The 16,605-nt window shown below is 40.2% G+C and carries 17 protein-coding genes and 1 tRNA gene; 3 read left to right on the top strand and 15 right to left on the bottom strand.

Annotation, left to right across the window (positions count from 1 at the left end; all coding sequences use genetic code 11):
* Positions 1 to 56: 56 nt before the first annotated feature.
* The 3 genes from QJ048_RS07585 to QJ048_RS07575 all read right to left on the bottom strand — a co-directional run bounded on the left by QJ048_RS07585 (position 57) and on the right by QJ048_RS07575 (position 3,316).
* Positions 57 to 1,397, bottom strand: coding sequence for an MATE family efflux transporter (locus tag QJ048_RS07585; RefSeq protein ID WP_282333744.1), 1,341 nt, complete (start codon positions 1,395 to 1,397; stop codon positions 57 to 59).
* A 147-nt stretch (positions 1,398 to 1,544) separates the two neighbouring features.
* Positions 1,545 to 2,177, bottom strand: a complete 633-nt coding sequence (locus QJ048_RS07580) for an MgtC/SapB family protein (protein ID WP_282333743.1) — start codon at positions 2,175 to 2,177, stop codon at positions 1,545 to 1,547.
* Positions 2,178 to 2,218: 41 nt separating this feature from the next.
* Positions 2,219 to 3,316 carry a DUF695 domain-containing protein gene (locus QJ048_RS07575; protein ID WP_282333742.1) on the bottom strand — a complete coding sequence of 366 codons (1,098 nt, stop codon included), beginning with the start codon at positions 3,314 to 3,316 and terminating at the stop codon, positions 2,219 to 2,221.
* Between the two features lie 172 nt (positions 3,317 to 3,488).
* Between QJ048_RS07575 and QJ048_RS07570 the strand changes: the two genes are divergently transcribed.
* Positions 3,489 to 4,592: a hypothetical protein gene (locus QJ048_RS07570; protein WP_282333741.1), complete on the top strand. Its 1,104-nt coding sequence runs from the start codon at positions 3,489 to 3,491 to the stop codon at positions 4,590 to 4,592.
* Positions 4,593 to 5,290: 698 nt separating this feature from the next.
* Here QJ048_RS07570 and QJ048_RS07565 read toward each other — a convergent pair.
* The 5 genes from QJ048_RS07565 to QJ048_RS07545 form a co-directional block, all read right to left on the bottom strand.
* Entirely contained in the window at positions 5,291 to 5,869 is a 579-nt protein-coding gene (locus tag QJ048_RS07565) for a Crp/Fnr family transcriptional regulator (RefSeq protein ID WP_282333740.1), read from the bottom strand.
* Positions 5,870 to 6,098: 229 nt separating this feature from the next.
* Positions 6,099 to 6,169 (bottom strand) — tRNA-Cys (locus QJ048_RS07560).
* A complete protein-coding gene (locus QJ048_RS07555; RefSeq protein ID WP_282333739.1) occupies positions 6,169 to 7,389 on the bottom strand; it encodes a sterol desaturase family protein in 1,221 nt (406 codons plus the stop codon). Before QJ048_RS07555 ends, QJ048_RS07560 begins: the two co-directional genes overlap by 1 nt.
* A 438-nt stretch (positions 7,390 to 7,827) precedes the next feature.
* Complete coding sequence (locus QJ048_RS07550) at positions 7,828 to 8,268, bottom strand: DoxX family protein (RefSeq protein ID WP_282333738.1); 441 nt, start codon at positions 8,266 to 8,268, stop codon at positions 7,828 to 7,830.
* A 144-nt stretch (positions 8,269 to 8,412) separates the two neighbouring features.
* A complete protein-coding gene (locus QJ048_RS07545) occupies positions 8,413 to 9,036 on the bottom strand; it encodes a hypothetical protein (protein WP_282333737.1) in 624 nt (207 codons plus the stop codon).
* A gap of 265 nt (positions 9,037 to 9,301) precedes the next feature.
* On the opposite strand from QJ048_RS07545, the gene QJ048_RS07540 reads away from it, so the two are divergent.
* Positions 9,302 to 9,772, top strand: coding sequence for a nucleoside deaminase (locus tag QJ048_RS07540; protein WP_282333736.1), 471 nt, complete (start codon positions 9,302 to 9,304; stop codon positions 9,770 to 9,772).
* 126 nt (positions 9,773 to 9,898) lie between these two features.
* Here the strand turns inward: QJ048_RS07540 and QJ048_RS07535 are convergent, their stop codons facing one another.
* Complete coding sequence (locus QJ048_RS07535) at positions 9,899 to 10,258, bottom strand: hypothetical protein (RefSeq protein WP_282333735.1); 360 nt, start codon at positions 10,256 to 10,258, stop codon at positions 9,899 to 9,901.
* Between the two features lie 29 nt (positions 10,259 to 10,287).
* Positions 10,288 to 10,854: an RNA polymerase sigma factor gene (locus QJ048_RS07530; RefSeq protein ID WP_282333734.1), complete on the bottom strand. Its 567-nt coding sequence runs from the start codon at positions 10,852 to 10,854 to the stop codon at positions 10,288 to 10,290.
* A 176-nt stretch (positions 10,855 to 11,030) separates the two neighbouring features.
* Here QJ048_RS07530 and QJ048_RS07525 point away from each other — a divergent pair, with 176 nt between their 5' ends.
* Positions 11,031 to 11,807: a C40 family peptidase gene (locus QJ048_RS07525; RefSeq protein ID WP_282333733.1), complete on the top strand. Its 777-nt coding sequence runs from the start codon at positions 11,031 to 11,033 to the stop codon at positions 11,805 to 11,807.
* A gap of 160 nt (positions 11,808 to 11,967) precedes the next feature.
* Here the strand turns inward: QJ048_RS07525 and QJ048_RS07520 are convergent, their stop codons facing one another.
* The 5 genes from QJ048_RS07520 to QJ048_RS07500 form a co-directional block, all read right to left on the bottom strand.
* Positions 11,968 to 12,510 carry an inorganic diphosphatase gene (locus QJ048_RS07520; RefSeq protein ID WP_282333732.1) on the bottom strand — a complete coding sequence of 181 codons (543 nt, stop codon included), beginning with the start codon at positions 12,508 to 12,510 and terminating at the stop codon, positions 11,968 to 11,970.
* A gap of 166 nt (positions 12,511 to 12,676) precedes the next feature.
* Positions 12,677 to 13,099, bottom strand: coding sequence for an EamA family transporter (locus tag QJ048_RS07515; RefSeq protein WP_282333731.1), 423 nt, complete (start codon positions 13,097 to 13,099; stop codon positions 12,677 to 12,679).
* Positions 13,100 to 13,241: 142 nt separating this feature from the next.
* On the bottom strand, positions 13,242 to 14,615 hold the full coding sequence (locus tag QJ048_RS07510) for a voltage-gated chloride channel family protein (RefSeq protein ID WP_282333730.1): 1,374 nt from the start codon (positions 14,613 to 14,615) through the stop codon (positions 13,242 to 13,244).
* A gap of 110 nt (positions 14,616 to 14,725) precedes the next feature.
* Positions 14,726 to 15,136: a hypothetical protein gene (locus tag QJ048_RS07505; protein WP_282333729.1), complete on the bottom strand. Its 411-nt coding sequence runs from the start codon at positions 15,134 to 15,136 to the stop codon at positions 14,726 to 14,728.
* Positions 15,137 to 15,427: 291 nt separating this feature from the next.
* Entirely contained in the window at positions 15,428 to 16,387 is a 960-nt protein-coding gene (locus QJ048_RS07500; protein WP_282333728.1) for a PhoH family protein, read from the bottom strand.
* Between the last annotated feature and the right edge of the window lie 218 nt (positions 16,388 to 16,605).

Here is a 16,605-nt window from a genome sequence, read left to right as displayed (position 1 = left end):
GTGGGATAAAGTATAAAAAAAATGTGGCTAAAAGAAATGGAATAGAAACAAGATGATTATATTTTTTTGTTTTTCCATTTTCCGCTGCGCATGTATAAAAATGAACAGGTAAACATTATCGACCAGTAGATCCATTCAGACATCCAGCCGTAAGTGATGGGCAAGTTTAGCTTCTCCAGAATAATCCATGCATACAGCGAATAGAGTGTAATTGCAAGCACTTCGATCATCAGGTTGATCTTCGTGTTTCCCGTGCCTGTAACGGAGTTGAGCCAAACTGTTCCAAACGACATCAATACCAGTGCAAGCGAAACGATGCGCACAACAGGAATCGCCGCACGCACAAATTCTTCGCCCTGGCCAAATACAGACAAAAAGGCTTCAGGAAAAATATTCAGCAGAATGCAAATGATGGTTGAAATACCCGCACTCAGTTTTACAATCTTTCGAATAAGTACCAGCACACGATCCTGCATGCCCTGCCCGATGACATTACTCACCATTGTGTTTGTAGTGGCTGCAAATGCCCATGTAAACACACCAAACATACCAAAGATGTTTCGCATCGTGTTTGAAATTGCAAGGTCCCTTGCACCATGATGCTCGATCAATATGTAGAAAAATTCCCAGCTTATAATGCTGATGGCGTATTGAAAAATTAATGGCGAAGATTGTACGAGTAACAGTTTGGTATTTGCTTTGTCAAACTTCATTCCTTTGTACAAATGCAATTGGTGGCTGATGCCTTTGTAATGAATTACTGCAAACACTACAAACATGCCCATGAACTCTGCAATAATAGAAGCGATGGCCGCACCATTGAAGCCGATTTCCGGCAGTCCCATTTTACCGTAGATCAATCCATAATCAAAAAAGATATTGAAAAGGCTCTCAGCCAATGTGCCGGCAATAAGATATTTGCTTTGATTGGTGCCCACCAGCAAAGCGTTTCGCATTTGATAGATGTACAAAAATGGAAGTCCCCATATGCGTATACGCAAAAACGAAATCGCTTTTTCATGTAGCATTGAATCGTGAATAGTGGCTCTTAAAATTGATGGTGCTACAAAGTAAGTAAACAATATTCCGAAGGCTGCAATGAACAACGAAACAATAACCCCTTGTGTAAACAATTTTCCTATTTCCTCCACGCGATTCTCGCCTGCACGACGTGCAATAAGCGCCTGCAAGCCATTGTTCAGGCCCGCGCCTAACACCGCAAAGATGAGGTAATACACGCCTGTAACACCGGCAGTAGCGAGCGACTCTTCACCTAATCCTCCTAAGAAAATATTGTTGGTAACAAAATTTATCTGAGGGATAAGTATGGAAAAGCTGATCGGCAGTGCAATTGCCAGTATTTGGCGGTTGGTGATTGCGACGCGGAGATCAGGCATGAGGGAAATTAATAATTAATAATTAAGAATTAATAAGGCACCATTTAAGAGTGAAGGTAGCTTGTTGGATTCATTAAAAGATGATGGAGTCCAGGTTTTCATTAGAGTGCAGCATCTGTTAATTATTCTTTATTAATTATTAATTACTCAGTATTCAAACTCCATCACCGTGTTATCCTGTAAAATGCATTGAATAAACTTATGGTGATTTTCTTTCGAGCCGGCTACTTTCCAGAAGCCTGTTATCTGGTTGCCGTTCTTGCCTCTTTTTTTATTGTGCGCTTCGAGTTTATATTCCTTGAACAAGCCATCAAAGCGATTGAAGGTTTCGGGATCGTAGTTGTAAACGATTTTATAATCACGAATGATATTGTTATGATCGATCCATTTATCAATAAATTTAAAGGCCAGTAATACAAGGATGGTAACACCGCATCCTATACTTGCGACCCAGTAATGTCCTGCGCCAATGGCCATGCCGAGACTTGCCGTTACCCAGATAGAAGCAGCCGTGGTAATGCCACTCAGGCGATTTTCCATTTTATAAATCACGCCTGCGCCCACAAAACCGATGCCTGTAACAATGTTCGAGGCGATCCTGTCAGGAGAGTTGGGAGCGCCGATTACCATCGACATCATCGTGAAAACCGTAGCGCCAACGCAAATCAGTACCATCGTGCGCAGGCCGGCAGATTTGCTGCGGTATTCTCTTTCTGCGCCAATAATGCCGCCAAAGATAATCGCGAATATTACTTTTTCTAAGATTTCTTGCCAGGGCATAACAGTCGTTGTTTATAAAGTGATATTGACTTTGTTTGAGGTTATGGCATAAGAGCGTCCACAAAATGGCTAAAGGTCCGCCAGTACTTGTCTTTGTAAATGTCGAAAGATAAATCCACTTTACCGGCAATCTTTAAGCTCACGTAATGCAGAATTTTAGAGGGCTTCCTAAAATCTTTACAGACAAAGTAAATGTCTCGTTTGTTGCCTCCCGTTTGGTTTCCAAAGTTTAAAAAGCCCTCAGCATCCGGCAGTTCTTTAATAATTTCGGCCTCCAGTTCTTCAATCACCGCTGTGGTTTTTTTATCGGGCATCCCATTGTGTCGTCTGCCATCGTACTCGATTGTTACCGTCAGTATCCATGGGTGCGATGGCTTGCTTTCCCAGTTTATTAACGATGTGTTTATCACAGCCACCATTTCATTGCCATTGGGAAGTTTGGCGGTCAAGCCGGAATATTCATCCTTTTCCGTATCCCGCCATGTTTCTTCATATCTTTCAATGAATTCCTTTTCCCTCCAAATAAGATAATCTTTTAGTTTTTCGATTGGTATCAAGTCAGCTTGTGACGGTTCTTTTCCTGCAATTGTTAAAAAATCGATGGTAGTAGTGGCGTTTAATTCACCCAAAAAATTGTCCATGAAAATATATACTCCGGTGGAAATGGCCGTTTTATCCTCCTCGTTAAAATCGTCAAATACAATGGTGACGTCAATTTCATCAGGAAAATCGGGATCGTGATTAGGAAAAAAATGTAGTTTTTCCTTTGAAAACTTATAGCCGCTTATTTCCAGATTTATGTCATCTATGTGCACAGCCGGTTTAAGCGCTGCAAACTTCCAGTTGGGCAGGGCGGGCGCAGCGGCTACCAATTCTTCTATAAAAACAATGGTTTCAATTTCTCCATCTGCGGCAAATGCCAGTTCGGCTATACCCGAAGTATGCATGCCCGCTACATAATAAATCGTTTCCTTGATCTTATCTAATTGAGGAGATAGCTGATCGAAAAAATCAGTTTGAATATTATCGCCTGTCTCAACGATTTTAAAAAACATTTGCTCATTCGTACAGAACCAAGTCCAGAAATCTTTATAGGATGCCGTTACCGTATTTTTGAAGTTTTTCTTCAATAAACTCATTACAATCTGAAGTTAATAATTTGAAAATTTTTCTACAAAGCATGCCGGCACAAAAGTTATGTGGATAAAATATATATAAATATTACTCAAAAAGCGACTTTTTAACCATGCAAAGCACAATATTATTCTAGTTTTGCAGTTCTTTAAAAAAAATTAAAAGATCTAGTGTCCTATGCAGCGCAAATATACCCTTGAGACTTTACAAAATATTGGCGTATCCTTAAAAAACAAAGTTTTTGGATTCGCGTTAGTTGCCGCCGTACCAGTACTGGCGACATCTTGTGGTCAACTATATTCCGAGAGCAAAGCGGCTAAAGTTGAACCCGGAAAAGAGGTAAGTAAAAAAATAGATAGCGCTGTGGCTCCTGTCGTAAAGAAGGACTCCATTGCTATTGTTGATACAGCCGCATACGAAGCTAAGTGGAAGCACCTGCTGAATGGAGACTCCTCCAAGAGATGGCAGCTAAATGCTCCTTTCGCAAATGCCGGAGCAATTTTACCTTATAAAAGAGTGATCGCTTATTACGGAAACTTATATTCGAAGAATATGGGTGTGCTGGGCGAATATCCTGAGCAGGAAATGCTGGATAAACTGAATAAAGAAAAAGCAAAATGGGAAGCGGCTGATCCTGCAATGCCCGTTCAACCTGCTTTGCATTATATAGCTGTAACGGCGCAAGGAAGCGCTGGAAAAGACGGCAAATACCGTTTGCGTATGCCTGCTGCACAAATCGATAAGGTTTTGGCAATGGCAGCAAAAGCAAATGCTATTGTGTTCCTCGACGTTCAGGTGGCATTCAGCGATTTGAAAACTGAGATCCCTTTGCTGGAAAAATACCTGGCAATGCCAAACGTACACCTTGGTATCGATCCTGAATTCTCAATGAAAACAGGCAAGAAACCAGGTTCTGTGATCGGTACGTTCGACGCCACAGATATCAACTATGCAGCGGATTACCTGCAAAACCTTGTGAAGAAAAATAACCTGCCTCCAAAGATATTGGTGGTACACAGATTCACACAGGCAATGGTGACCAACTATAAACAAATTAAAGTAAGTCCGGAAGTTCAGGTGGTGATGCACATGGACGGATGGGGTGAGCCTGAGCGTAAGATCGGCACTTACAAACACTTTATCTATACTGAACCTGTTCAGTTCACCGGTTTCAAGATCTTCTATAAAAACGATACGAAGAAAGTGAACAGAGCACAGGAAATGCAACCCGCAGATGTGCTGAAGTTGAAGCCACAACCGGTGTACATTCAGTATCAGTAATTCAATTAGAAATTAAGAATTAATAGTGCGAAATGCTGCACATGACCTGGCAAGTTGAAAACTTGTCAGGTTTTTTTATGGTATCAGCTATAGTAATTCTATTGATCATCCTTGCGTCGCACACTTGAACATTGGTAGGCGAATTAACCGAATGACTGAATAACTGAATAACTGAAGTTGAAAGTCGACGAAGTTGAGTCAAGTTGACGGTTGAGCTTCTTCGAACAGAAACCCGACCATCAACAATCTTACTGACAAACTTTCAACCACTCAGTTACTCAGTGGATTCAGTTATTCAGTTATTTCGCCTTCCCAAAACGCAAAAGCACGACTACTTAAAAAATAGTCGTGCCTGCAAGTCGCATAGAGAAAACCTATGGATCTAAAAAAAGATGTTGTTTGAACTTCTACACTCAAACATAGATGGTTCCCTCGGCTTTTTGGTATGAGGGTTGGGTAGGTTCTTGCAAAGGTTTTTTGTTTCTACAACGCGAAATTGTAAAAAACTCTCTAGAATATTGGATTGTCTTTCAACTTTGGATACTGGATACTAGCCGTATATTGGATTCTAATACAAAGAGTTATTAAGCAACCTTTAACCGGTTACTACGTCATCTCTTTTGACAATGCAAAGCTGCGCCCTTTTTCAATAGCAAAAGAGAATGTTTGTCAGAATGAATATGTGATTTTCGTCAACTTTATTTGCCCGAAGGCGTTATACGGCTCAACGTTTCCCTCGTTACTCCAAGATAAGAAGCGATGTCCTGCTTCGGAACACGTTGAAAAAGAATGGGGTAGGTTCTGATGAGTTGGTCGTAACGTTGTTGGGTGGAGCTGATCAGGGAGTTAAGGATACGTTGTTGCAAAGCAACGAAAGAGGCGGTTAATTTCATACGGAAGAAGTGTTCCATTTTATGCATTTCCCGGCATAATTTTTCGCGATTGGAAAGAGATAAACTCAGCAAAAGGCTGTCTTCAATACAATCTACATATAAAGTTGCAGGTGCCCGGTTGAAGTAAGCATGAAAATCGCTGATCCACCAGTCTTCCGTGGCAAATTGTATCACATGCTCCCGGTCGTTTATGTCCAGTTTATAAGCCTTTAGGCAGCCTTTAAGCACATAATACTCATGGTGCACATGTTCGCCCTCCTGAACGAGAAACTGGTGTTTACGTAATTTCTTTGGCTTGAAAAAAGATGATACGTACTCAAATTCCTCATCCGTGAGAGGAATGATCTTCTCAAAGTGTTTTCGAAGAGGTATGTAAATAGGCATAAGGTAATTTTAATCCTACTTTAAAGTTAAAAAGACCAGTTAAAAATGTCTACCGTATTTGTGCTGTATTTGTCAAGAAAAATGATAAAAATGAGCAAAAAAATGTGAGGTTGTTTTCGCGAAAAACATTACATATAGAAAAAATTGTGCCTCGACCTTATTACAAAAAACAAAAGGCGGTGTAGACACACCGCCTCGCTCTTAACGATTGCTTGCCATAGAAAAACCGCAGTTACGGGCAGGATCGAACTGCCGTGAAAGGTCTTGCAAACCTTTGCCTTGCCACTCGGCCACGTAACTCATGTACTATTCCTTGATGGATACACCCATTGTAAATATCTGTTTTCAATACTGTAAAACCAGCAGATCACCAATGTTGCAATAGTTACAACAGCTATCAATAACCACGGATTAGGGTAGATCATGCTACAACCCAGAGCAACCAATAGTAGTCGTGCAAACTCAAGATAAAAGATCCATTTCTTTTGTTCCATGATTGCTCCGCAGTTCACCAGCGTGATAATGATAACGCCTGTAATGATCACCTGATAAAATTCAGTTACATAATTATCGAAGCCCATGAATAAAAACAACAGTACAGTTATCAGGATCATCTGCCACACCACATATTTGTTCAAAGGCTTGTCAACCGGTGCTTCGGAATGTATAATATTAAAAATATCTTCTGCTATTTCCCTGTTCTCCGGATCAATCACATCAGGTTTTTTGAACAACAGTTTGATCTTATTGAAAAACCCTTTTTCCTTTTTTACAGAAAGCCACAGTTCAATGAAAAAGTGGAAATGTTGCCACAAAAAACTAAAACTCTTCAAAGGCTTTGTGAGCCCGTATTGCGGCTCTTCTTCTTCAGCCTGGAACGTACCAAACAATTTGTCCCAAATGATCAGCACGTCACCATAATTTTTATCAAGATATTTTTCATTGCTCGCATGGTGCACCCTGTGGTGCGATGGAGTAACCAATATATATTCAAGAAAACCAAGCTTGCCGATTACTCTCGTATGTATAAAGAAAGGGTACAGACCGTGTATAATTAATATACTTGTTATCATTCCTGCGGGAAATCCAATTATAGGCAACGCACACCAGAAACCCGTACGTACAACGGCTTGTAACACGGTAATACGTGCCGATACTGTATAATTAAAATCTTCACTCTGGTGATGTACCACATGCACTGCCCAGAAAATGTTCCATTCATGCGCAAAGCGATGATACCAGTACCACACAAAATCTGTACACACCAATAATAATATCCATGTTGCCACATTTGCATGTATTTTAAACAATGCAAAATGCTGTTGTAAATATTCATAAACATAGTAGAAGAGGCCCGCCACAAAAACATCCATCAATCTCTCTGCAATGCCAATGCTGATATTTGCAATGGAATTGTGCAGGTTGAAATAGTCCAGTTTCTTTTTTCTTGCAATAAGAAACTCAAGCAGAATAAAGAATATAAATAGTGGAACCGCTAAAGCGATTATGTTAAACTTCATTGGATACTTATATAAATTAACGCTTCATGCAATACTCATCCGGTGGACGTAATAACGACCAGTAAAGGTTTTTAGAGAATTGACAGTGAAAAAAAGTAAACTGAATTGTTTGTGGGACTACAAGCTGAATAGATTGGCAGCCATCCTTACTTTATATACATCGTGCTTTCGAAGAGTGTAACATCATTTGCTATTTATAGTGCAAGATTATTTAAAAAATATTAGTCCACAAAATTTGTGGACTAATATTTTTTAAATAATTAGAAAACAGCAAGGCAAATTTGAAAATTTGAAGATTTGAAAATTTGAAAATGCGTCAGATCTATCTGTCGTTAGTTAGAATTGTCAGTTCTTAGAGAAGCCAATGATTAATGACTAATGACGCATAGAAAGAATTTCCAAATTTTCAAATCTTCAAATTTTCAAATTGTGACGAAGTCACAACTGGTGCTGTTTCACATATCTATCCATTGAAAATGCACCGCCGCCATGAATGAGAAACAGAATAAGCAAAATGAGAATAACAGATGACAAAACAAACTCTGGTTCTACCGATAAAATGCCTGGACGGTTAACGAATATAACGGCGCCCAGCAGAATAGGAATTTGCAATGCAGCGGCAACCCGTGTGTACAGACCGACAATTAATAACACACCGCCGAGCAAGTGTGCAACAGTAATGTAGAATGATAAAAAGGCCGCAAACTGATCTATTCTTCTGAGGTTGGTATTAACGATCATGGTTTCAAGTTCGCGTGCGTGGCTTATAAAAGAGATGCCTTTGAATACAAGAAGCAATCCCAGCGCTACTCTTAAAAAAACAAGCCATTCCCACTTGCGGGATTGGCTTGCACTATCTATATGTTTAGTGATGCCCATAACCCACTTATTAAACTTTTAAAGAATAACGCATCACTGCCTTTGCGCAGGTGCGAATTAGCTCTACTAAGTTACTAATAAGTACAGGGCCTTACAACCTATTAAAAAAAAGGCCCCGTTTATGGACAATACCGAAAAAAAATCTTATATTCTTCTAAACCAGCTGGACAGGTGTATCTGGTACTGGTTTAGGTTTTTTAATGACTTGTTGTAGTGTTTCTCTTCCAGCTCGTTGATGATCTCTTTATTGTTGTACAAATAAACCATGCTGGTGTAAATGTCTTTTGAAACGATCAATTTATCACCTTTAGTATCAACGAGTTTATATGAATCGCGGGAGTGGTCCAACGTAAGGTTGTACTTTTCTGCGAATATCTTTTGGAGGATTTTATGCTCCGTATCGTTCAAAGTATAAAAGTGATTCTCTACAATAAACAATTTGTTGTTGTAGAAATGGAACTGCGTAAATACTTTGGTTTTTAAGAATTTGCTCTTGTAAATGAGAATTTTCCTTTCGTCGAGAATCTCGCATTTATATTCAAGGATCGGCGATCCCATTTCCCTGCGGACCTGCGAAATTGAGCTTCCTAAAGGAATATCAAACGCCTGGATATTGTTTTGAACCGGAATGATGTTGTCTACATCATTATAAAGCGAAAGGATCTCCTGAACGTCTGCGGACTTCGTGATCTTTTGTTCATAATAGTTCTTTTTGGAATAGTAAGAACTAATGCCTGTTTTAGGCAGGATACTGGATAGTATACTCATTATACTATGGATTTAAATAGGTTACTGATTACTTGTTTTTCAATGGACTTGAATCTGTGCCATGTAATAACTTTATGTTCCTGATTTTATTGTGTGAACCTTTATTTTAAATTTGAAGACTAAGTGCAAACCCTTATTGTTGCAGGTAAAATACATACATTTCAGGGTGCAGATGACTGTTAGGGCTCCTGTCCGGGGAGGCTGGAGTTAAACTCCGGGAAACACTGCACCCTTTTAAACGATTATCTTTATAAAAAAGCAAAACATGGAAGAGAAAGATTTTATGGAAATGGCAATCAGGCTGTCAGAAAAGAGTATTTCAACAAATGAAGGCGGTCCGTTTGGTTGTGTGATCGTAAAAGATGGAAAAGTAGTTGGGCAGGGATGGAATAGGGTTACGTCAACGAACGACCCAACAGCACACGCTGAAGTAGTGGCTATTAGAGATGCCTGTAAAAATCTTGATTCATTTCAACTGGAGGACTGCGAAATATATACATCTTGTGAACCTTGCCCAATGTGCCTCGGCGCCATATACTGGGCAAGGCCAAAAAAGGTCTACTACGCCAGTACACATGAAGACGCCGCCGATGCCGGTTTTGATGATTCATTTATTTACACCGAAATCAATAAAGAAGTTCAGGATCGCCACATTCCTATGGTACAGCTTGAAAGAGAAAAAGCAAAGCTTGTGTTTGAGGCCTGGAAAGGAAAGGAGGGAAAGGTTGATTATTGAGGAAAATAGGAATTGGAAATTAGGAATTAGATGGCAACTGAATAAACGGTTGATGGATTCATATTCTTTCATCAAAAAAAGAGGTTCAAATCTCTTAGAGACTTGAACCTAATGCATTCTTAATTACTAATTCTTAATTGCCCACAATACCACATACGCCAGCACAATCAACACCAACACAATAATAACCGCCATATAGACCCATGGTTGTTCCTTGATGCGACGCTTGTTTTTTCTGGTCTTTTTTTCTTCCAGTCTCTTGTGTAGGTCAGTGTTTATCTGGTCAACGAAAAAGTTGATCTTTTTGTTGTCCTTAAACGATTGCAGGCCCTCCATTGCATCATTTATAAAGGCATCGTCAACCGTATCTTCCTCTACCGCGTGCTTTTCAGCCTCTGATAATTTGCCGCTGATATAATCCATCAGTTGCTGGTTATCAATGTCTTTATTGCTATTGCTCAATATGTTAATTAAATCAGGTTTCATTTCACTTCATAATACAAACGTTCAACTAATCATTTTCTTGTGCTATTGCCTTCCAACATGAGTTTCAGGTTGCGCTTACCATTCTGGATAAAGCTCTTAACCTGCATCAGGGAAAAACCCGTTTCATCAGCAATTTGATGGTACGATTTCTTTTCAAGATAGAACAAAGTTACACATTGCTGCTGTTCTTTGCTTAATTGGGTAAGCGCCTCCTGCAGGCGGTTGTAGGTTTTTTCCTTTTCTATCATTTGCTCCACAGCCGGCTCATCGCTGGCGAGTGGCATGTTTTCGCTGATTGAAACCGGAATTTTACCGGCGTTGCGTAGCTGCATAAGGCAGTGGTTCTTTGCCACCATGTACAGCCATGATTTGAAGTATTCAACCTTATATTTCTGCAGCTCCGTTATTGCCTTCAGAAAAACCTGCTGCGTTGCATCCTTCGCTTCGTCCTCATCTTTCAAGTATTTCATGCAAACACCAAACAGTAGCAATGTATAGCGCTCCAGCAAAATACCAAGCCATTTGTTATTCCTGTCTTTATAGAAATTCTCTAATAACGTACCATCTGCTATATGTTGAAATCTGTTATCGTTCACCGGCTGAAATTATGTTTTTTCATCTGTTTATTTGTTATTCTATTTTGGCCAGATGTAATTCGCATGAAAATGAATTTCTTTTGCATGGCAACATTGTTGTCATGCTCATTTCATCTATCTTTAAGATACATAGAACGTGCAAATTCCATAAAAAAGTATAAAAGAAGAATTCGAATATGCCTTACGCAGTATGTTGTGTGCCTGTTAGCCCCTTACGTGCAGAACCGTCACATCGAAGTGAAATGGTGACCCAGCAATTGTTTGGAGAGCCTTGTGAAATTTTGGAACGCGAAAAAGATCACTGGGTAAAAATTCGTTGTCAGTATGACAATTATGAAGGCTGGTGCCAGGATAGTCACGTAACGTCCATAGATGAGGAGCAATTTAGAAAAGGAGAGAGACATCTCACACCTGAATGGGTGAATGAATTGGAATACAACAGCCACCAGATGATGGTACCATTTGGCAGCAGCCTCACTGCTATGAAAAACGGTAATGCGATTTGGCGTCGCAATACCGTTCATTACAAGGGAAAGACCTGGGACCCTTATGAAATAAAGCCTTCCGGCAAAATCATCAAACAACTTGCTTTCAAATTTTATAATACGCCATACCTCTGGGGTGGTAAAAGCATCTTTGGAATTGACTGCAGTGGCTTTGCGCAAACAGTTTACAAGTTCATCGGTATTCCGTTGTTACGCGACACCTATCAGCAAGCGACCCAGGGCGAGGTGATAGGATTTTTGCAAGAAGCAAAATGTGGCGATCTCGCTTTCTTCGACAACGAAGACAGACGGATCACGCACGTTGGCATCTTATTAAACTCCCACGAAATTATTCACGCATCCGGCAAGGTACGCGTCGATAAAATCGACAGCCAGGGAATTGTAAACAGCGAAACCGCGCAAAGAACGCATCAGTTGAGGATTATAAAGAGATATTTTGAGGAATAATTAAGAATTAGGAATTAAGAATTAAGAATTGTTTTGAGTGCATCTTCAAAAGTGAAGTTTGCGATCTCTGTTCTCTAGCAAAAAGAAAAGTCCGAATCTCTTAGAGACCCGGACCTAACGAATTCTTAATCCTTAATTCCTAATTCTTAATTGAATCGGACTATTTCTTAAAAAGCTTCTTATAATTCTCAATTCCATCTTGTATAATCGCCAACGCTCTTGTTTTATCCTGGAACTCTTCTACACTCACTGTTTTGTTTTCAAGTGCTTTATATTCTTCGAAAAAGTGACGCAATTCGCTGAAGAAGTGTTTAGGCAATTCTTCAATATTGTTGTAGTGATTAACGCCCGGATCGTTTGCAGCAACAGCAATGATTTTATCATCAGCATCACCACCATCGATCATTTGCATAACACCAATAACTTTCGCTTCCATTAAGCACATTGGCACAACCGGAAGAGAAGTGATCACCAAAATATCTAGTGGATCTTTATCGTCGCCGAATGTTTGCGGAATAAATCCGTAGTTACATGGATAATAGAAAGAAGAATAAATAACACGGTCAAGTTTCAAAAGGCCACTCTCTTTGTCAATTTCATACTTAGCCCTGGAACCCTGTGGAATCTCAATTACAGCCGTTACAACTCTGGGCGCATTTTCACCATAGGATACGCCGTGCCATGGATGTGATACAGTTAACATATTCATTTTTTAATTACGAGGTGCAAACCTACGTCAAAAATGAACAAGTAACAATGGAATATTAATAATGTATCATTAAGTATTAATTATGTATAAATACTCTGAAAACCAGTAAAACAGAAAGTTTTCGGGATTTTTTTGAAAAAAATCTAACCGATTTCAACATTTATTTCAGTGCCATTACAAGCATTCCCGATGCTATCAATGTAATTGCAATGACCGTTCTAAGTGTGATTGGCTCCTTTAAAAAGATAAATGCAAGCAGTACGGTTAACACAATGCTACCTTTATCGATGGCGCTCACCGCCGCAACCTTACCAACCTGCAAGGCTCTGAAATAGAATATCCACGATAACCCAGTAGCGATTGCTGAAAGAATAAGAAATATCCAGTTGTTTTTCGTGAGCGAGCTGAGCTGACTTGTATAACCGCGAAAGAATACAATGCCCCAGGCAATGAAAAGAATGATCACCGTGCGAATGGCCATAGCCAGGTCGCTGTTAATGTCTTTTAATCCCGCTTTTGCGAAAATGGCTGTGAGCGCTGCAAACACTGCAGAGAGAATGGCGAATATTAACCATGAAGGCATAGACGTTTTTCTTTAAAAGTAGGTAACAAATTGGAGGAAAAATTGAAAATTGAAAGTTGAAAATGAAGTTTGGTGGTACATTGCCTGCCTATGATGCAGTGAATGGTTGATTTCAGTACGGAAATTTCAACCTAAAGCATTTTCAATTATTCTTCTTCCGTCTCAGTTTTTCCACAATCGACGAAATCACCTTACCTCTTCTTGAAAACGATTCTGAAAGATTTTTTTCACCGGCGTAGGGACTGCCAAGTTTAGCGACGCCGATTTTTTGGGAAGAATAAATGCCTGAATGTCCGCTAAAGAAATAGGCGATGAAACATGCGAGCGCAAAAAACAAAATGTGTTCGCCACCAAAAAGCTCTACGCCCATTACAGTGCAGGCGATAGGAGTGTTCGTGGCTGCAGCAAACACAGCTATAAAGCCAAGAGCGGCGAAAAGATCAACAGGTGCATGAAATAAAATTGCAAGTGCATTTCCAAGAGCTGCGCCAATAAAAAATAACGGTGTTACTTCTCCGCCTTTGAAACCACTGCTTAACGTAATGGCTGTAAACAGTAGTTTCCAAAACCAGCTAAAATATGTTACTCCGCCTTCGTTAAATGCATTTACAATGCTTACTCCGTTTGGATTTGGGCTCGTCACGCCAAGACCTAGATAATCATCGGTACCTAAAATGTAAGTCAACGCAATAATGATGATGGCGCCGGTAACCGGAATGAACCAATCGATCTTTATAAATTGCTGAAAAGTTTTCTTTAGAAAAGAAGTGAGATCTGCAAACAGAAATGCTGCCAATCCAAACGCAATGGCGCTGACAACAATTTTCCAAAGCAAGTGAAATGAATCAGCGGAAAAATATTGCAGCGTATTTTTAAACAGAATATGATATTGTGTGTGATGAATGCCCCAGGCACTGCACGTGTAATTTGCGATGATCGCAGCAAAGATGCAAGGTAGCAATGCATCGTAGCGGATGCGGCCAATGGTCAGCACTTCCATGGCGAAAATAGCACCGGTAACGGGCGTGCCGAATACAGCTCCGAAACCCGCAGCGATACCGGCTGTCAGTAGCGTTTGAAGAGATTCTTTATCAGTCGTTTTGAACCATCCCCCCATAGCTGCCGAAATGCTTCCACCCATTTGTACCGCAGTCCCTTCGCGACCCGCGGAGCCTCCAAAAATGTGCGTAACGATTGTACTGAAGAGTACCAGTGGTGCCATTCTTTTGGGAATGTCGGCAGCAGGCTCGTGAATTTCTTCTATTAATAAATTATTCCCTTTCTCTGCATTTTTTCCAATGCTTTTGTATAGGAAGTGAATTAGCAATCCCCCCAAAGGAAGTAAGAATAACAGCCATGTATGTTGTTGTCTCGTTGTTGTTGCTTTATCCAGCAGCCACAAGAAAAGCGCAACTGCCGAACCAATGCAGGCCGCAATGGGAGCCACTTGCAATAAAATAATTGCCAAACGTGAAGAACCGGGGAATCTTTCTTTTAAGTCGGAGTAAAATGACATTTTATTAATTGAAAATTGAAAGTTGAAAATTGAAAATCGTGGAAAAGGTTTAAGAGCAAAGACTTAAAGAAGTCTCTCCTCATTTTCCACTTTCAATTTTCCACTTTCAATTAATACCTGTGTATCTTCTTCAGATCTACTTTCCAGTCTCCTTTAGAGCGAACGATAAACAGAACGGTGGTATCGTTTCTCTTGAATGTGTTTGTGTAAGCATAGCTCACAATGGAATCGCTTACGTTTTCGATTTTGATAGGGAGAATGTTTGCGTTCTTGTAGTTGATCTTGTTTTCATTGCTCAATTTATCATAGTTCTCGTCTTTCCATTTTCTCAGGATCATTACGTTTATGGAGTCTTTCAGCATATAGTTGATCGCTCTGTCGTAGTCGCCATCCAGGGAAGCCCTGATAAAAAGTCGGCCTGCATCCTGGGCGTCTTCCGCTTTTTCGAAACCTGCGTTGGAATTATTGCCGCAGGCAAAAAGAATAGAAGAAATGGCAAAAAATACAAGTAATTTTTTCATAACCCGGTTGTTATAGTTGCAAACATAGCTTTTTGTAATGGAAAATTGAAAGTTGAAAGTTGAAAATGGGGTGGCCGTAGGGGTGAATCGCATTCGCCCTGCTGCACCCGAAGATGCCCGGTCAAAATCGGTGTGATCAAAAAAAGGATTGAAAGCAGAAAGAACCTAAAACAAAACAGCAGATCGTATTGATCTGCTGCTTATTATTTTTAAGAAATCATAATGTCGAATGGATGACCTGGAAAGTTCCGGCTACAACTCATTTTCAACTTTCAACTTCAATTTTCCATCTCAACTAACCTGATTATCTCTTTCATACGCCCTGATGATCGCTTTAACCAATCTGTGACGAACAACGTCTTCTTCGTCAAGCTCAATGTGGGCGATGCCGTCAACGTTGTTAAGAATGCGTACGGCTTTTTCTAATCCGCTCCTTTGATTTTTAGGAAGATCGACCTGTGTCATATCACCAGTAATGATCGCCTTTGCGTTGGCGCCGATACGTGTAAGGAACATTTTCAATTGCAGGTCGGTTGCGTTCTGTGCCTCATCAAGGATGATGAAAGCGTTGTCCAGCGTACGGCCGCGCATATAAGCGAGTGGTGCAATTTCAATGGTTCTTGTAGTCATATAGTAGCCAAGTTTATCGGCTGGTATCATGTCATCCAGTGCGTCATACAAAGGACGCAGATATGGATCGATCTTTTCTTTTAAATCACCGGGTAAAAAGCCAAGGCTCTCGCCGGCTTCCACTGCGGGACGTGTAAGAATGATCTTCTTCACCTGCTTGTTCTTCAGTGCACGCACCGCCAATGCTACAGCGGTGTATGTTTTACCTGTACCGGCAGGTCCGATTGCAAATAGAATGTCATTCTTGTCTGTAGCAGAAACCATTCTCTTTTGATTCGCTGTGCGGGCTCTGACTGTTTTGCCGTTTGGTCCGAAAACCAATACGTCATTAGGATTGCGATCAACAAAGTGATCGATTGTTTCCTGGTCGTCGCCTCCAAGGATCTGTTCGAAATAGTTCTCGCTCATGTGCCCGTTTCGCTGCAGATACTGCACCAGCAATTCTATTTTTTCTTTAGCTGATTCAATTTGTTCCGGAGCGCCACTTAGTTTGATCTGTGTTCCTCTTGAAAGGATTTTTAATAATGGAAATTTTTTCTTGAGAATGTCTAGTTTTCCGTTGTTAACTCCAAAAAACTCGATGGGGTTAACGGTTTCCAGGTTAATAATTGTTTCAGTCAAAGTGGTTCAGTTTAAGTTCTAAAATAGTTTTTTGAAACTGAGGCGGGAGGCCGATGAACTTTTGTAGTATTTATCCTTACTAACTGTTGTTCCAGCCTTTATCCAAATTTAATTGTTGGTTCTGTTCATTCCAATTTTCACTTATCCCCAGTTGTGGATATTCTTTTAGAGAAGTTGTTGGTTGTTTGTTATTAGTTGTTAGGCCTTGTATGCTTATG

The organism is Pinibacter soli, from assembly GCF_029961145.1.
Taxonomy (GTDB): domain Bacteria; phylum Bacteroidota; class Bacteroidia; order Chitinophagales; family Chitinophagaceae; genus Pinibacter; species Pinibacter soli.
The sequence above is the reverse complement of the archived record's forward strand: the minus strand, read 5'-3'. Positions and strand labels throughout refer to the sequence as shown.